At 63.9% G+C, this 16,584-nt stretch carries 14 protein-coding genes; 13 read left to right on the top strand and 1 reads right to left on the bottom strand.

Going from position 1 to position 16,584, the window contains the following annotated elements; translation table 11 throughout:
• Positions 1–11: 11 nt before the first annotated feature.
• From U5A57_RS05135 to U5A57_RS05090, 10 genes are all read left to right on the top strand, one after another.
• A complete protein-coding gene (locus U5A57_RS05135) occupies positions 12–1,193 on the top strand; it encodes a 1-deoxy-D-xylulose-5-phosphate reductoisomerase (RefSeq protein WP_321908789.1) in 1,182 nt (393 codons plus the stop codon).
• Positions 1,194–1,302: 109 nt separating this feature from the next.
• On the top strand, positions 1,303–2,691 hold the full coding sequence (gene rseP / locus U5A57_RS05130; protein WP_321908788.1) for an RIP metalloprotease RseP: 1,389 nt from the start codon (positions 1,303–1,305) through the stop codon (positions 2,689–2,691).
• A gap of 68 nt (positions 2,692–2,759) precedes the next feature.
• On the top strand, positions 2,760–5,066 hold the full coding sequence (gene bamA, locus U5A57_RS05125) for an outer membrane protein assembly factor BamA (protein WP_321908786.1): 2,307 nt from the start codon (positions 2,760–2,762) through the stop codon (positions 5,064–5,066).
• Between the two features lie 68 nt (positions 5,067–5,134).
• Positions 5,135–5,686, top strand: a complete 552-nt coding sequence (locus U5A57_RS05120; protein WP_321909194.1) for an OmpH family outer membrane protein — start codon at positions 5,135–5,137, stop codon at positions 5,684–5,686.
• 47 nt (positions 5,687–5,733) lie between these two features.
• Entirely contained in the window at positions 5,734–6,807 is a 1,074-nt protein-coding gene (lpxD, locus tag U5A57_RS05115; RefSeq protein ID WP_321908785.1) for a UDP-3-O-(3-hydroxymyristoyl)glucosamine N-acyltransferase, read from the top strand.
• Positions 6,808–7,032: 225 nt separating this feature from the next.
• Positions 7,033–7,497, top strand: coding sequence for a 3-hydroxyacyl-ACP dehydratase FabZ (fabZ, locus tag U5A57_RS05110; protein WP_112172932.1), 465 nt, complete (start codon positions 7,033–7,035; stop codon positions 7,495–7,497).
• A gap of 78 nt (positions 7,498–7,575) precedes the next feature.
• Positions 7,576–8,364, top strand: coding sequence for an acyl-ACP--UDP-N-acetylglucosamine O-acyltransferase (gene lpxA, locus U5A57_RS05105; protein WP_321908781.1), 789 nt, complete (start codon positions 7,576–7,578; stop codon positions 8,362–8,364).
• 3 nt (positions 8,365–8,367) lie between these two features.
• Positions 8,368–9,537 (top strand): lipid-A-disaccharide synthase, encoded by a 1,170-nt coding sequence (gene lpxB / locus U5A57_RS05100; protein WP_321908779.1) that lies wholly within the window; start codon positions 8,368–8,370, stop codon positions 9,535–9,537.
• The gene (gene rnhB, locus U5A57_RS05095; protein WP_321908778.1) at positions 9,534–10,304 is read left to right on the top strand and encodes a ribonuclease HII; all 771 of its coding nucleotides are present in this window, start codon (positions 9,534–9,536) and stop codon (positions 10,302–10,304) included. Before lpxB ends, rnhB begins: the two co-directional genes overlap by 4 nt.
• 100 nt (positions 10,305–10,404) lie before the next feature.
• A complete protein-coding gene (locus U5A57_RS05090) occupies positions 10,405–11,190 on the top strand; it encodes an RNA methyltransferase (protein WP_321908777.1) in 786 nt (261 codons plus the stop codon).
• Between the two features lie 69 nt (positions 11,191–11,259).
• Here the strand turns inward: U5A57_RS05090 and U5A57_RS05085 are convergent, their stop codons facing one another.
• A complete protein-coding gene (locus tag U5A57_RS05085) occupies positions 11,260–12,075 on the bottom strand; it encodes a pyruvate, water dikinase regulatory protein (RefSeq protein ID WP_321908775.1) in 816 nt (271 codons plus the stop codon).
• Positions 12,076–12,474: 399 nt separating this feature from the next.
• Between U5A57_RS05085 and ppsA the strand changes: the two genes are divergently transcribed.
• From ppsA to U5A57_RS05070, 3 genes are all read left to right on the top strand, one after another.
• Entirely contained in the window at positions 12,475–14,874 is a 2,400-nt protein-coding gene (gene ppsA, locus U5A57_RS05080; protein WP_321908774.1) for a phosphoenolpyruvate synthase, read from the top strand.
• Positions 14,875–15,011: 137 nt separating this feature from the next.
• Positions 15,012–15,497, top strand: coding sequence for an NfeD family protein (locus U5A57_RS05075; protein ID WP_321908773.1), 486 nt, complete (start codon positions 15,012–15,014; stop codon positions 15,495–15,497).
• 56 nt (positions 15,498–15,553) lie between these two features.
• The gene (locus U5A57_RS05070; RefSeq protein ID WP_321908771.1) at positions 15,554–16,513 is read left to right on the top strand and encodes a stomatin-like protein; all 960 of its coding nucleotides are present in this window, start codon (positions 15,554–15,556) and stop codon (positions 16,511–16,513) included.
• The last annotated feature ends 71 nt before the right edge of the window (positions 16,514–16,584 follow it).

The following is a 16,584-nucleotide window of genomic DNA, read 5'->3' as shown; positions in this document are numbered from 1 at the left end:
GAGATTTGAATATGCAAAAACGACTCACACTGCTCGGTTCCACGGGCTCCATTGGCGACAGCACGCTCGACGTCGTCGCGCGTCATCCGCAACGCTTCTCGGTCTATGCGCTCACCGCGCACCGTAACGGCGAAAAGCTCGTCGAACAATGCCTGCGTTTTGCGCCCGAAGTGGCCGTGGTCGGCGACGCCGATACCGCCGCACAGGTCGAGCGCAAGCTGCGCGAGGCCGGTTCGAAGACCGTCGTGACCTACGGGCCGCAGGCGCTCGTCGAAGTTTCGAAGAGCGACGGCTGCGACACGGTGGTCGCTGCCATCGTCGGCGCGGCGGGTCTTGCGCCCACGCTGGCAGCGGCGAAGGCTGGCAAGCAGATCCTGCTCGCCAACAAGGAAGCGCTCGTGATGTCGGGCGACATCTTCATGAACGCCGTGTCCGACAGCGGCGCCGTGCTGCTGCCGCTCGACAGCGAGCACAATGCCGTGTTCCAGTGCTTTCCGCACGAGAGCGCGCAGCGTGACGGCGTCACGAAGATCATCCTGACCGCTTCGGGCGGCCCGTTCCGCACGCGCGAGCCCTCGACGCTCGTGAACGTCACGCCCGACGAGGCCTGCAAGCACCCGAACTGGTCCATGGGCCGCAAGATTTCCGTCGACTCGGCCACGATGATGAACAAGGGCCTCGAAGTGATCGAGGCGCACTACCTGTTCGATCTGCCGGGCGAGCGCATCGACGTGCTGATTCACCCGCAGAGCGTGATCCATTCGATGGTCTCGTACGCCGACGGTTCGGTGCTCGCGCAACTAGGCAACCCCGATATGCGCACGCCGATCGCGCACGCGCTCGCGTACCCGGATCGTGTCGATTCCGGCGTGGCGCAACTGGATCTCGCGCAAATCGCGACGCTCACGTTCGAAAAGCCCGACTACGCGCGCTTTCCGTGTCTCGCGCTCGCCATGCAGGCACTGTCCGCCGGCGGCGTGGCGAGTGCGGCGCTCAATGCGGCGAACGAAGTCGCCGTGGAAGCCTTTTTGAACCGGCGCATCGGCTTTATGGCCATCGCCCAGACGGTAGATGCCGTACTCAACGCGCTCGAGAACCGCAACGCGTCGAGTCTCGAAGTCGTGCTCGAAGCCGACGCGGCCGCCCGCCGCGCGGCTCACACCATCATCGACAGCCTGCCGGTGCCGGCCTGACAGGTCAGCGAGGGGCTTGCGGAAGGGCCCTTGTGGCCCCTCAGGCACGCGAGCCCGACCTCGGGGCCGCTCCCGCACCGGTGCGCTGCTTCCAGCCCAGGAGGCGCTCATGAACCTGCTTACCGAACTGGTCGCATTCGTCGTCGCGATCGGCGTGCTGGTCGTTGTGCACGAATACGGGCACTACAGCGTCGCGCGCTTGTGCGGCGTGAAGGTGCTGCGTTTCTCGATCGGTTTTGGGCGGCCGCTCGTCCAGTGGGTCAGCAAGAAGAGCGGCACCGAATGGACCATCGCGGCGCTGCCGCTCGGCGGCTACGTGAAGATGCTCGACGAGCGCGAGTCGCCCGACCAGATTCCCGCGAGCGATTTGCCCCACGCGTTCAACCGCCAGTCGGTCGGCAAGCGCATTGCGATCGTCGCGGCCGGGCCGATCGCCAATTTCGTGCTGGCTATCGTGCTCTTTGCGGTGGTCTACGCGAGCGGTGTGACCGAACAGAAGGCCATCGTCGCGGCGCCGCCCGCGCAATCGGCGGCGGCGCGGGCCGGCTTCCAGGGCGGGGAAACCATTCTTTCGGTGAGCGATGCAAACGGCAGTCGCACCGAGCCCGTGCGTTCGTGGTCCGACCTGCGCTGGAAACTGCTCAGCACGGCGTTCGATCAGGGCCATGTCGTGCTTGCCGCGCGTGACGGCGAGGGCACCTACGATTTCCCGCTCGATCTCTCGCAACTGACCAGCAAGGATCTCGACGACGACTTCATGGCGAAGCTCGGCCTCGAGGCCGGCGGCAACACGCTCAAGGTAGCGGCAGTGGAAGCGGGTAGTGCGGCGCAACATGCCGGGCTGCAAGCGGGGGATCAACTGCGCGCCGTCGACGGCCGGGCCGTGGACAGCGCAAGCACTTTCATCGCCTACGTGAAGGCGCACGCGGGCAAGCCCGTGCAACTCACGGTCGCGCGCGGCGACGCTGCACCGAACACCCAGCAGATGCTTACGCTCACCGTCACGCCGACGCTCCAGCGCGACGCGCAGACCGGCGAAGACGTGGGCCGAATCGGCGCCGCGCTTGCGGCACAGGCGCCCTCCGTGGACGTGCGTTACGGACCGCTCGAGAGCGTGCGGCTCGGTGCGTATCGCACGTGGGACATCGCGGTGTATTCGCTGCGGATGTTCGGCCGCATGATCACGGGCGAAGCATCGCTGAAGAATCTGTCGGGGCCGGTGACGATTGCTGACTATGCCGGCAAGAGCGCGCGACTGGGCCCCTCCGCGTTCCTGTCGTTCCTCGCCCTCGTGAGCATCAGCCTCGGCGTATTGAATCTGCTCCCAATTCCGGTATTGGACGGGGGGCATCTGTTATATTATGCGGTTGAAGCCGTAACGGGCAAAGCCGTCTCGGACCGCTGGCAGCTCGTGCTGCAGCGCGCGGGACTTGCCTGCATCGTCGCACTGTCGGCGATCGCGTTGTTCAACGATCTGGCTCGGTTAATCCATTTTTAAAGATGTCTGGCGGCGTCCGAGGGCGGGCCGCCTGACCTGATGCAGCTATACATAATTGGGGAAGCACGTTGTTTAGACCTCATCGCTTGGTTCCAAAAACGGTTGCGGCCGCGGCGATCGCCGCACATGGACTCGTTGCCCACGCAGCAACGACGCCTTTCGTGGTTCAGGACATTCGCATCGAAGGGCTGCAACGCGTCGAGCCGGGCACGGTGTTCGCCTACCTGCCGATCAAGCAGGGCGACACCTTCACCGACGACAAGGCGTCCGAGGCCATCCGCGCACTCTATGCGACGGGCTTCTTCAACGACGTGAAGATCGCCGCTGAAGGCGGCGTGGTGGTGGTGCAGGTGCAGGAACGCCCGGCCATCGGCACGATCGACTTTGCGGGCATCAAGGAATTCGACAAGGACAACCTGACCAAGGCGCTGCGCGCGGTCGGTCTCTCGCAAGGCCGCTACTACGACAAGGCGCTCGTGGACAAGGCCGAGCAGGAGCTCAAGCGCCAGTACCTCACGCGCGGCTTCTACGCCGCCGAGGTCACGACCACGGTCACGCCGATCGACCGCAATCGCGTCGGTCTGCTGTTCTCGGTGGTCGAAGGTCCGAGCGCGAAGATCCGCCAGATCAACTTCATCGGCAACAAGACGTACAGCAGCGGCACGCTCCTCTCGGAGATGCAGCTGTCCACGCCGAACTGGTTCTCGTGGTACACGAAGAACGACCTCTACTCGAAGGAAAAGCTCACGGGCGACCTCGAGAACGTGCGCTCGTACTACCTGAATCACGGCTACCTCGAGTTCAACATCGACTCGACGCAGGTCTCGATCTCGCCCGACAAGAAGGACATGTACCTCACCATCGGCATTCACGAAGGTGAGCCGTACAAGGTGTCGGGTGTCCAGCTGTCGGGCAACCTGCTCGACCGCGAGGCCGAACTCAGGAAGCTCATCAAGATCAAGCCGGGCGATACCTTCTCGGCCGAGAAGCTGCAAGCCACGACCAAGGCCATCGTCGACAAGCTCGGCGAATACGGCTACGCGTTCGCGACCGTCAATGCGCTGCCGCAGATCGACCAGGCGAATCACACGGTCAACCTCACGCTGCAGGTCGATCCGAGCCGCCGCGTGTACGTGCGCCGCATCAACGTGGTGGGCAACACGCGTACCCGCGACGAAGTCGTGCGCCGCGAAATGCGCCAGCTTGAAAGCTCGTGGTTCGATTCGAACCGCCTCGCGCTCTCGAAGGACCGCATCAACCGTCTGGGCTACTTCACCGACGTCGACGTGACCACGGTGCCCGTGGAGGGCACGGCCGACCAGGTCGACGTGAACGTGAAGGTTGCCGAAAAGCCGACCGGCGCGATCACACTGGGCGCGGGCTTCTCGTCAACCGACAAGGTGGTGCTGTCGGCGGGCGTGTCGCAGGACAACGTGTTCGGTTCGGGCACGTCGCTCTCGCTGAACGTGAACACCGCGAAGACGTACCGCACGCTGGCCCTCACGCAGGTGGACCCGTACTTCACGGTGGACGGCATCAAGCGCATTACCGACGTCTACTACCGTACGTACCAGCCGCTGTACTACTCGACCGATTCGAGCTTCCGCATCATCACGATGGGCGGCGACCTGAAGTTCGGCATCCCGTTCTCGGAAGTCGACACGGTCTACTTCGGCGCGGGCTTCGAGCAGGACACGCTCGACGTCGACTCGAACACGCCGCAGAGCTACATCGACTACGTGAACGAGTTCGGCCGCGTGTCGAACAACGTGCCGCTCACGGTGGGCTGGTCGCGCGACGCGCGTGACAGCGCGCTCGTGCCGAGCAAGGGCTACTTCACGCAGGCGAATGCCGAGTACGGCACGCCGGTTGGCGGTACGCAGTACTACAAGGCCGACGTGCAGGCCCAGTACTACTACTCGTTCGCGCGCGGCTTCGTGCTGGGCCTGAACTTCCAGGGCGGCTACGGTAACGGCCTGAGCGGCAAGCCGTACCCGATCTTCAAGAACTACTACGCGGGCGGTATTGGTTCGGTGCGTGGCTACGAGCCAAGTTCGCTCGGTCCGCGCGACAAGACCACGAATGACCCGATCGGCGGTTCGAAGATGATCGTCGGTAACGTCGAGTTGACCTTCCCGCTGCCGGGCACGGGCTATGACCGCACGCTGCGCGTCTTTACGTTCGTCGATGGTGGTAACGTCTGGGGCACGGAAGGCAACAGCACTGGCGCGAACGGCCTGCGTTACAGCTACGGTTTCGGTCTCGCGTGGATTTCGCCGATCGGCCCGCTCAAGCTGAGCCTTGGCTTCCCGCTCGTCAAGCACGAAGGCGACCAGTACCAGAAGTTCCAGTTCCAGATCGGGACGGCGTTCTGACGTATGTTTTGCCCGGCTGTTGCGCGCACCGCGCGCAGCGCCGGAATCCAGGAAACGAGAGGATGACTTTGCTAACGGGTATGTTTTCCAGACGGACGATCGGGGCGATTGCCGTGTCGCTGGCGCTCCTCGGTGTTGGCATGGGTGTGGCGCAGGCGCAGGAAGCCAGGATCGCGGCGGTCAATTCCGATCGCATCCTGCGCGAATCCGCTCCCGCGAAGGCCGCGCAGACCAAGCTCGAAGCCGAGTTCGCCAAGCGCGACAAGGATCTGCAGGACATGGCGCAACGCCTGAAGTCGATGTCCGATTCGCTCGACAAGAACGGCCCGTCGATGTCGCCGACCGATCGCGCGCAGAAGCAGCGCGACCTTTCCGCGCTCGACAGCGACTTCCAGCGCAAGCAGCGCGAATTCCGCGAAGACCTGAACCAGCGCCGCAATGAAGAACTGGCGGCAGTGCTCGACCGCGCGAACAAGGTGATCAAGCAGATCGCCGAGCAGCAGCACTACGACCTGATCGTGCAGGAAGCGGTGTACGTGAGCCCGCGCATCGACATCACCGATCAGGTGCTGAAGGCGCTCGCGGCGAACAGCGCCGGCAGTGGTAGCAGCAGCAACTAAAGCAACGAAAAGTCACTACAGGCAACTAAGGCAGGAGCAGCACGCGCATGGCATTTACGCTTGAGGACATTGTCGGGCGGTTCGGCGGCGAGGTGGTGGGCGATGCGACGCAACGCGTCAGTTCGCTGGCGCCGCTCGACCAGGCGGGTCCGCAACAGCTCGCGTTCCTCGCGAATCCGAAGTATCTCGCCCAGGTGGAGACGACCCGCGCGGGCGCTGTGCTCATCAGCCCCGGCGACCTCGAGAAGCTCGCATCGCGCGAGGGACGCAACTTCATCGTCACACCGAATCCGTATGCTTACTTCGCGCGTGTCGCGCAGGCGTATATCGACCTTGCCGCGCCGAAGGTGCAGCCCGGCATCCACGCCAGTGCCCACGTCGACGCGAAGGCGCAGGTTGCCGCGAGCGCGGTGATCGGCCCGAACGTCACGATTGAAGCGGGCGCCGTGATCGGCGAAAACGTCAGGCTTGACGCGAACGTCTTCATTGGCCGCGGCACCCAGGTGGGCGAGGGCTCGCACCTGTATCCGGGCGTGACCGTCTACCACAGCTGCAAGCTCGGCGCGCGTGCCATCGTGCATGCCGGCGCCGTGATCGGCTCGGACGGTTTTGGTTTTGCCCCCGATTTCACGGGCGAGGGCGACGCACGCACGGGTAGCTGGGTCAAGATTCCGCAGGTGGGCGGCGTGGCCATCGGGCCCGACGTCGAGATCGGCGCGAACACCACGATCGACCGCGGCGCGATGGCCGATACGATCATCGAAGAATGCGTGAAGATCGATAACCTCGTCCAGATCGGCCACAACTGCAAGATCGGTGCGTACACGGTCATCGCGGGCTGTGCCGGCATTGCGGGCAGCACGACGATCGGGCGCCATTGCATGATCGGCGGCGCGGTGGGCATTGCGGGGCACGTCACGCTGGCCGACTACGTGATCGTTACGGCAAAGTCGGGCGTCTCGAAGTCGTTGCCGAAGGCCGGCATCTACACGAGCGCCTTCCCGGCGGTCGATCACGCCGACTGGAACAAGAGCGCCGCGCTGTTGCGTAACATCGACAAGCTGCGCGACCGTATCAAGGCGCTCGAGGCGGCGGTTGCCCAGAAGCCGCAGGGCGAATAAGAAAGCAGTATCGAGGTGGCGGGCGGCGTGTCGCGCAAGCGGCGCGCCGCTTTGCCTAGCGAACGACCAAAGTTGCCCGCCCGGGGCTACCCGCCCGGGGCAATCCTCATGCACGGGAGCCCGGGCGTGGCGCATACTTCGCGTCAGCGCGGGCGTGTTTGGTCAAGCGCCTCGAATATCGAAATCGAAAGTCACACGCGCAATTCCTGCGTGAGCAGAACCACCATGAACATCGAAAAACTCAACTTCGACATCCACAAGATCCTCACGCTGTTGCCGCACCGCTATCCGTTCCTGATGGTGGACCGGGTTCTCGAGCTGGAGCCGCACAAGAGCATCAAGGCGTTGAAGAACGTGACGGTCAACGAGCCCTTTTTCACGGGGCACTTCCCGCAGCGTCCGGTGATGCCTGGCGTGATGATTCTCGAGGCGCTGGCGCAAACCGCCGCGCTGCTCACGTTCTCGGAGGAAGAGCAGGACTTCGAGAATACGCTGTACTACTTCGTGGGCATCGACGGTGCGCGGTTCAAGCGCGTAGTCGAGCCGGGCGACCAGCTCATCCTCAACGTGACGTTCGAGCGCTACATGCGCGGCATCTGGAAGTTCAAGGCGGTAGCCGAAGTCGAAGGCTCCGTGGCCTGCGAGGCGGAACTCATGTGCACCGTCAAGAAAATGGACGCGGCGCAATAAGAAGCGCCGCCGCATGCCGCAGCGCGCCTTGACCTCGAGGCGCCGCAGCACGGAAACAGAATCGGAGAGCGAGGACCAATGAGCAGGATCCATCCCACTGCGGTCGTCGAGTCGGGCGCGCAGATCGACGAATCGGTCGAAATCGGGCCGTTCGCGGTCATCGGTGCAAACGTCACCATCGGCGCCCGCACGACGGTCGGCTCGCATAGCGTGCTGGAAGGCCACACGACGATTGGCGAAGACAACTCGATCGGCCACTACGCGTCGATCGGCGGCCGTCCGCAGGACATGAAGTACAAGGGCGAGCCCACGAAGCTCGTAATTGGCAACCGCAACACGATCCGCGAGTTCACGACCCTGCATACGGGCACGGTGCAGGACACTGGCGTCACGATCATCGGCGACGACTGCTGGATCATGGCCTACGTGCACGTTGGCCACGATTGCCGTCTCGGCAACAACATCATCATGTCGAGCAACGCGCAGCTCGCGGGGCACGTGATCGTCGACGACCACGCGATCATCGGCGGCATGACCGGCGTGCACCAGTTCGTGCGCATTGGTACGCACTCGATGGTCGGCGGCGCCTCGGCGCTGGTGCAGGACGTGCCGCCGTTCGTGATCGCCGCCGGGAACAAGGCGGTGCCGCACGGCATCAACGTCGAAGGTCTGCGCCGCCGCGGTTTCTCGCCCGACGCGATTTCCGCGCTGCGCTCGGCGTATCGCACGCTCTACAAGAACGGGCTCTCGCTCGAAGAGGCGAAGGTGCAGCTCGCCGATCTCGCTCAGGCGGGCGGCGACGGCGACGTGTACGTGAAGGCGCTGCTCGACTTCGTCGAGCAGTCGCAACGCGGCATCATTCGCTGATCGATGGCGCTGCAAACGCGTCCGCTGCGCCTCGCGATCGTCGCCGGCGAGCCGTCCGGCGACCTGCTTGCGGCATCGCTGCTCGCGGGTCTGAAGGCCCGCTTGCCCGATACTACGCAGTACTACGGAATCGGCGGCCCGCGCATGATGGCAGCCGGCTTCGACGCGCACTGGCCAATGGAAAAGCTCTCGGTGCGCGGCTACGTCGAGGCGCTGCGGCACATTCCCGAGATTTTGCGCATCCGCAATGAGCTCAAGCATCAGTTGCTGGCCGATCCGCCTGACGCCTTCATCGGCGTGGATGCGCCTGACTTCAACTTCGGTCTGGAGCACGCGCTGCGCGACGCGGGTATTCCGACGATCCACTTCGTCTGCCCGTCGATCTGGGCGTGGCGAGGCGGTCGCATCAAGAAGATCCAGAAGGCCGTGGATCACATGCTGTGCGTGTTCCCGTTCGAAACGGCGCTGCTCGAGAAGGCCGGGGTGGCGGCGTCGTATGTGGGGCATCCGCTCGCCGACGAGATTCCGCTCGATCCGGACATGGGCGGCGCGCGCCGCACGCTCGGCCTGCCGGAAAGCGGCCCGGTGATCGCGGTGCTGCCGGGCAGCCGCCGCTCGGAAATCAATCTGATCGGGCCGACCTTCTTCGACGCGATGCAGATCATGCAACGGCGCGAGCCGGCGCTGCGCTTCGTGATGCCGGCGGCGACGCCTGCAATCCACGCGCAGTTGCAGGAGCTCGCGAACGCGCACCAGGGGCTCGCGCTCACGATCATCGATGGCCAGTCGCAACTCGCCATGACGGCCGCCGACGCGATCCTCGTGAAAAGCGGCACGGTCACGCTCGAAGCGGCGCTGCTCAAGAAGCCGATGGTCATCTCCTACAAGGTGCCCTGGCTCACGGGGCAGATCATGCGCCGCCAGGCCTATCTGCCTTACGTGGGTTTGCCGAACATTCTCGCGGGCCGCTTCGTCGTGCCGGAAATCCTGCAGCATTTCGCGACGCCGGAGGCGCTTGCCGACGCGACGCTCACGCAGTTGCAGGACGAGGCAAACCGGCGCACGCTGACCGAGGTGTTCACGCAGATGCATCTGACCCTGCGCCAGAACACGGCGGAGCGTGCGGCCGAAGTGGTCGCGAGCATCGTCGAACGCCGCAAGGGGCGGGCATGAGCGAGGGTACGATCAAGCGCGCAAAAGCGCCGGCCGTGAAAAAGCCGCCGTCGCAGGCAGCACTCAAGCTTGCTGCGCGCCGCAAGGCGGCGCGGCAAGCCGGGCTGCTGTTCGAGTCGCCAGACGATGTCATTTGCGGCGTGGACGAGGCGGGGCGCGGGCCGCTGGCCGGGCCCGTGGTCGCGGCCGCCGTGATCCTCGATCCGGCCCGGCCGATTCGCGGGCTCGACGACTCGAAGGTGCTGACGGCGCAGGCTCGCGAAGCGCTCTACGAGCGCATCGTCGAACGCTCGCTCGCGTGGTGCGTTGCCTCCGCGAGCGTCGAGGAAATCGACACGCTCAACATCCTGAACGCAACGATGCTGGCGATGCGGCGTGCGGTCGAAGGCTTGAGCATCGTGCCGACGCTCGCGAAGATCGACGGCAATCGCTGCCCGGTGATGCCGGTGCGCAGCGAGGCGGTGATCGGCGGCGACGCGCTCGTGCCGAGCATTTCGGCGGCGTCGATCATCGCGAAAGTCACGCGCGACCGCATGCTCGTCGATCTGCACCAGGCGCATCCGCATTACGGTTTCGACGCCCACGCGGGCTACGGCACGCCGCAGCATCTCGAAGCGTTGCGCGTGCATGGTCCGTGCGAGCATCACCGGCGCTCGTTTGCGCCCGTGCGCGACGCGTACGCATTGCACGGCATCGTCCTCGCCGGTGCTTCGACGGTGGTCACTGCCGGCCCGGAAGAAGGCGACGCCTTCGCGCCACTGTCTTGAGCCGCTAATGGCGTCCCGCGCGAGCGGGCGCCATAGTGCGTAGTGCAGGCGCCGCTGTTCTTCTTTCTCTCGATTCTCATTTGACACGCCAGGCCCGCCCGTGAAAGCCATTACCTCGCGCGACAATCCGCTCTACAAACGCCTGAAGGCGTTGGCCGGCTCGACGCATCAACAGCGGCGCAGCCACCAGGCTTTGCTCGAAGGCTTCCACCTCGCGAGCGCCTGGCTCGATGGTGGTTCGCAGCCCGAATACTGCGTGGTGACCGAAGGCGCGCTCACGCATGAGGAGGCTCAGGCCATCGTCGCCCGCGTGGACGAGCGCCGCGTGATCACGCTGCCCGACGCGCTCTTCGGGCAACTCTCGAACGTCGTGCATGGCGTAGGGCTGCTGCTGCTCGTCGACATGCCGGAGGCACAACTGCCCGAACGCGTCGGCTCGACTTGCCTCGTGCTCGACGGCTTGCAGGACGCTGGCAACGTCGGCTCGATCCTGCGCAGCGCGGCGGCCGCCGGCATCGACAAGGTTTTTTGCACGCCGGGCACGGCCTATGTGTGGTCGTCAAAGGTGCTGCGCTCAGCAATGGGCGCGCACTTTCTCCTGCAGGTGTTCGAGAACGTGGAGGCCGAAGCGCTCGTCGAAATGCTTGGCGTGCCGGTCGTCATCACCGATTCGCACGGGGCGCAGGCGATCGACGAGGCCGATCTCACGGGCCAGGTCGCATGGGTGTTCGGCAACGAAGGGGCGGGCGTGTCGCAGGTGTGGCGCGACGCGGCGGCGCTGCGCGTGACGATTCCGCAGCCGGGCGGCATGGAGTCGCTCAACGTCGCGGCGGCGGCGGCCGTGTGCGTGTTCGAGCAATGCCGGCAGCAACGGCATGCGCGTTGACGCTCGCAGCAGTCAGTAATAAAAAAGCCCGCGTCGTGACGCGGGCTTTTTTATTTCAGGCAGGCCGTTTCAATACGACGGCTTGTCGATGCGAATTTCCTGCAGGATCGTGGTGGCGATTTCCTCGATCGACTTGTGCGTTGACGAGAGCCACTTGATGCCTTCGCGGCGCATCATCGCCTCGGCTTCGTTCACTTCATAGCGGCAGTTTTCCAGCGCGGCGTACTTGCTGCCCGGACGCCGCTCGTTGCGGATCTCAGTGAGACGCTGCGGGTCAATTGAAAGGCCGAAAATCTTCGTGCGATGCGGCAGCAGCGAATTCGGCAGCTTGCCGCGCTCGAAATCGTCGGGAATCAGCGGATAGTTCGCGGCCTTCACGCCGTACTGCATGGCGAGGTAGAGGCTGGTAGGCGTCTTGCCGCTGCGTGACACGCCCACAAGGATCACATCGGCGTCGGCGAGATTGCGGTCGGACTGGCCGTCGTCGTGCGCGAGCGAGAAGTTGATCGCCTCGATACGGTTCTTGTATTCGTCGGTGTCGGCGTTCTGGTGGCCGCGACCCATCGCGTGGCTCGACTTCAGTTCCAGCTCTTGCTCGAGCGGCTCCACGAAGGTCTGGAACATGTCCATCACGAGCGCATTCGCGCGCTTGACGATTTCGTTCGAATTGCTGTCCACGAGCGTTGTGAACACGATCGGCCGGCGGCCTTCCTGCACGGCGGCTTCGTTGATCTTCTCGGCGGTCGAGTAGGCCTTGTCGGTCGAATCGACAAACGGCACGCGCACGAGGCGGAATTTCTGGTCGAACTGCGACAGGATCGAATGCGCGAAGGTTTCGGCAGTGATCCCGGTACCGTCGGAGACGATGAATACGGTTGGCGGCATCGGTTGAGGCTGGGTACGTGAGCTGCAGGGCCGCTCGGGACAGGCTTGGGCGCCCGGAAAGCCCCGTCCGGCGGGACCGAGGGGCAATTCTCGCCGACTGGCACAAATTCCAGAGTCGGCACGGTAGAATAGCGGCAACCTGTTGGATAAGCAATTGCAGTGCAACCGCGCCAAACAGCCGCCTATCGCGGCGCATTCTGGTGTCAATTTGCAGCGATTCCATCTAACTCCATGTAATCGCGCGCATCTTCGTGCTTTTCCATTGAACGGAACTTCGCTCGGCGCCTGAGCGATTGCTTCTCCAACAGGTTGCGCAAGACGCGAATCCGCTTCCAATGGGCGGACCGCGTTCGAGCCCACTTGCGCAATCGTGAATTTTTTTCACACTTAGGGGCTTGTATGACTAACACCGTTGCCAAGGATCAGGCTTATGTAGTGCCTTTCGAGCAGTTGCGGATGACCGATGTCGAGATCGTGGGCGGCAAAAACGCCTCGCTCGGCGAAATGATCAGCCAACTGGCTGAAGCAGGCGTGCGTGTGCCCACGGGCTTCGCGACGACTGCGCTCGCCTTCCGCGACTTCCTGAAACATAACAACCTGACCGAACGGATCGCCGCTCGTCTGGAGACGTTCGACGTCGACGACGTGAAGGCGCTGGCCGAAGCGGGCAAGGAGATCCGTCAATGGATCATCGACGCGCCGCTGCAGCCGAAGCTCGAAGCGGACATCCGCGCCGGCTTCGAAACGCTGCAGGCCGGTTCGCCGTCTGAGCTGTCGTTTGCCGTGCGTTCGTCGGCAACGGCGGAAGACTTGCCCGACGCATCGTTTGCCGGTCAACAGGAAAGCTACCTCAACGTGGTAGGCATCGAAGACGTGCTCGATCGCCTCAAGCACGTGTTCGCGTCGCTCTACAACGACCGCGCTATTTCCTATCGCGTCCACAAGGGCTTCACCCACGCCGAAGTCGCACTGTCGGCTGGCGTGCAGCGCATGGTCCGTTCGGACCGCGGCGCCGCAGGCGTGATGTTCACGCTGGATACCGAGTCGGGCTTCAAGGACGCCGTCTTCATCACGTCGAGCTACGGCCTCGGTGAAACGGTTGTTCAGGGCGCCGTGAATCCGGACGAGTTCTACGTCTTCAAGACCACGCTCGCACAGGGTAAGGCTCCGATCATCCGCCGCTCGATCGGCTCGAAGCTCATCAAGATGGAATTCACGCAGCCGGGCGAACCGGGCCGCGTGAAGACGGTCGACGTTACGCACGAACAGCGCAACCGCTTCTCGATCACCGACGAAGACGTGATCGAGCTGGCCAGGTACGCCGTCATCATCGAGCAGCACTACCAGCGTCCGATGGACATCGAGTGGGGCAAGGACGGCCTCGACGGCAAGATCTTCATTCTCCAGGCGCGTCCGGAGACGGTGAAGAGCCAGGCCGCGGGCAAGGTCGAGCAGCGCTTCAAGCTCAAGGGCCAGTCGCAGGTTCTGGCAACGGGCCGCGCAATCGGCCAGAAGATCGGCGCGGGCCGCGTGAAGGTGATTCACGATCCGTCCGAAATGGAACGCGTGCAGCCGGGCGACGTGCTGGTCGCCGACATGACCGACCCGAACTGGGAGCCGGTAATGAAGCGTGCGGCGGCGATCGTCACGAACCGTGGCGGGCGTACCTGCCACGCGGCGATCATCGCGCGTGAGCTGGGCGTGCCGGCAGTCGTTGGCTGCGGCGACGCGACCGACGTGCTGAAGGACGGTGCGCTCGTGACGGTGTCGTGCGCGGAAGGCGACGAAGGCCGCATTTACGACGGTCTGCTCGAAACCGAGGTCAGCGAAGTCCAGCGTGGCGAGCTGCCGGCCATTCCGGTCAAGATCATGATGAACGTCGGCAATCCGCAGCTCGCGTTCGACTTCTCGCAACTGCCGAACGCAGGTGTTGGCCTCGCGCGTCTCGAGTTCATCATCAACAACAACATCGGCGTTCACCCGAAGGCGATTCTCGAGTACCCGAACATCGACGCGGACCTGAAGAAGGCCGTGGAAAGCGTTGCACGCGGCCATGCGTCGCCGCGCGCGTTCTACGTCGACAAGCTGACGGAAGGCATCGCCACGATCGCGGCGGCGTTCTATCCGAAGCCCGTCATCGTGCGTCTGTCCGACTTCAAGTCGAATGAGTACAAGAAGCTGATCGGCGGTTCGCGCTACGAGCCGGACGAAGAGAACCCGATGCTCGGTTTCCGCGGCGCGTCGCGTTACATCGCCGAGGACTTCGCGCAAGCGTTCGAAATGGAGTGCCTGGCGCTCAAGCGCGTGCGTGAAGAGATGGGTCTCACGAACGTCGAGATCATGGTGCCGTTCGTGCGCACGCTCAAGCAGGCTGAGCGCGTGGTGGGCCTGCTCGAGAAGTTTGGCCTCAAGCGCGGCGTGAACGATCTCAAGCTCATCATGATGTGCGAAGTGCCGTCGAACGCGATTCTCGCCGAAGAGTTCCTGCAGTACTTCGATGGTTTCTCGATCGGTTCGAACGACCTCACGCAGCTCACGCTCGGCCTCGACCGGGACTCTGGCATGGAACTGCTGGCCGTCGACTTCGACGAGCGCGATCCGGCCGTGAAGTTCATGCTCAAGCGCGCGATCGAAACTTGCCGCCGCCTGAACAAGTACGTCGGCATCTGCGGTCAGGGCCCGTCCGACCACCCGGACTTCGCCCAGTGGCTCGCGGAAGAAGGCATCGCTTCGATCTCGCTGAACCCGGACTCGGTTGTCGAGACGTGGCAGCAGCTGGCGAAGTCGCAGTCGAAGTAAGCGTATTGCCGAGGGTGCGAATCCTCGGGGGAGCTTGATGCGGCTTCCTGAGCGGCGTTACACGCTGCGGAAAAAAGTGTCAGCTTCGTGCTATAACACCCCGGTCTATCCGGGGTGTTTTACTTTGGGAGGTCGCCGTGGGTCCGCATGGTTTGTTCTGGTGGATTGCCGCCGGCGTGCTCATCGTCGCCGAGCTGATGACCGGCACCTTTTACCTCTTGATGATCGCGCTAGGCTTGCTCGCAGGCGCGCTCAGCTATGAGCTTGGCGCGCCGCTCGACGTCCAGTTGATTGTCGCGGCGGTGGTTGGGCTCGCAGCTGTGGTCACGCTGCGGCGCTCTCGTTTCGGCCGCCGCCGGCGCATGACCGATGCCTCGACCGATCCGGGCGTGAATCTCGATATTGGCGCAACACTCGCCGTCGCCGCCTGGCGCGATGGCCGCGCGCGCACGATGTATCGCGGCGCCGAATGGGATGTCGAACTCGCACCTGGCGAGCCCGAAGATGCGCCGCTCTATGAAATCAAGGCGGTGCGCGGCAGTTGCCTGATCGTTGCGGCGAAGCGCGAGCACCGCGAACCCAAGGCGTCCGGCACCGCTCAAGACGGCGCACGCCACGCATAGCGGGTCGCATTCGAACTCACACCAGCAAACTACACAGAAGCGAACGGAGGTCCCGTATGCAAGTCCCAGTCGTCGGCCTGATTCTGCTCGTGATCGTCATCGTGCTGATCGCGCAGACCATCAAGATCGTGCCGCAGCAGCATGCCTGGGTGCTCGAACGGCTTGGGCGTTACCATGCCACGCTCACGCCAGGCTTGACGATCGTGTTGCCGTTCGTCGATCGGGTGGCCTACAAGCACGTGCTGAAGGAGATTCCGCTCGACGTGCCGAGCCAGGTTTGCATCACGCGCGACAACACGCAGCTTCAGGTGGATGGCGTGCTGTACTTCCAGGTGACCGATCCAATGAAAGCGTCGTACGGGTCGAGCAATTTCGTCTTCGCGATTACACAGCTTTCGCAGACCACGCTGCGTTCGGTCATCGGTAAGCTCGAACTCGACAAGACCTTCGAGGAACGCGACTTCATCAACCATAGCGTTGTGTCGGCGCTCGACGAAGCCGCCTCGAACTGGGGCGTGAAAGTACTGCGCTACGAGATCAAGGATTTGACGCCGCCGAAGGAAATCCTGCACGCGATGCAGGCGCAGATCACCGCCGAGCGGGAAAAGCGCGCGCTCATCGCAGCCTCCGAAGGCCGCAAGCAGGAGCAGATCAACCTGGCGGCCGGAGCGCGCGAGGCAGCGATCCAGAAGTCGGAAGGCGAGCGCCAGGCGGCGATCAACCAGGCGCAGGGTCAGGCGGCCGCTATCCTTGCTGTGGCGGAGGCGAACGCGCAGGCCATCCAGAAGATCGGCAACTCGATCCAGGCGCAGGGCGGTATGGATGCCGTCAACCTGAAGGTGGCCGAGCAATATGTGAATGCTTTCGCCAATCTCGCGAAGCAGGGCAATACGCTGATCGTGCCGGGCAATATGGGCGATCTGAGCACGATGATCGCTTCGGCACTCACGATCGTGAACCGGGCGGGTTTGCGCGAGGGGCAGATCAGCGGTGCCGGTGCGACAAAGGGTCCATAGGCGCCGAGACCGCCGAAAATGACAACGGGCCGCATGAGCGGCCCGTTTTTCATCTGAACGATTCCGGAAGA

This window comes from Paraburkholderia sp. J11-2, assembly GCF_905220185.1.
Lineage (GTDB): Bacteria > Pseudomonadota > Gammaproteobacteria > Burkholderiales > Burkholderiaceae > Paraburkholderia.
The sequence above is the reverse complement of the archived record's forward strand: the minus strand, read 5'-3'. Positions and strand labels throughout refer to the sequence as shown.

Excerpts from the sequence above, each read along its gene's own strand:
- U5A57_RS05135 (WP_321908789.1), top strand. The coding sequence starts at position 12 with ATGCAAAAACGACTCACACTGCTCGGTTCCACGGGCTCCATTGGCGAC.
- rseP (WP_321908788.1), top strand. The coding sequence starts at position 1,303 with ATGAACCTGCTTACCGAACTGGTCGCATTCGTCGTCGCGATCGGCGTG.
- lpxD (WP_321908785.1), top strand. The coding sequence starts at position 5,734 with ATGGCATTTACGCTTGAGGACATTGTCGGGCGGTTCGGCGGCGAGGTG.
- fabZ (WP_112172932.1), top strand. The coding sequence starts at position 7,033 with ATGAACATCGAAAAACTCAACTTCGACATCCACAAGATCCTCACGCTG.
- lpxA (WP_321908781.1), top strand. The coding sequence starts at position 7,576 with ATGAGCAGGATCCATCCCACTGCGGTCGTCGAGTCGGGCGCGCAGATC.
- lpxB (WP_321908779.1), top strand. The coding sequence starts at position 8,368 with ATGGCGCTGCAAACGCGTCCGCTGCGCCTCGCGATCGTCGCCGGCGAG.
- rnhB (WP_321908778.1), top strand. The coding sequence starts at position 9,534 with ATGAGCGAGGGTACGATCAAGCGCGCAAAAGCGCCGGCCGTGAAAAAG.
- U5A57_RS05085 (WP_321908775.1), bottom strand. The coding sequence starts at position 12,075 with ATGCCGCCAACCGTATTCATCGTCTCCGACGGTACCGGGATCACTGCC.
- ppsA (WP_321908774.1), top strand. The coding sequence starts at position 12,475 with ATGACTAACACCGTTGCCAAGGATCAGGCTTATGTAGTGCCTTTCGAG.
- U5A57_RS05070 (WP_321908771.1), top strand. The coding sequence starts at position 15,554 with ATGCAAGTCCCAGTCGTCGGCCTGATTCTGCTCGTGATCGTCATCGTG.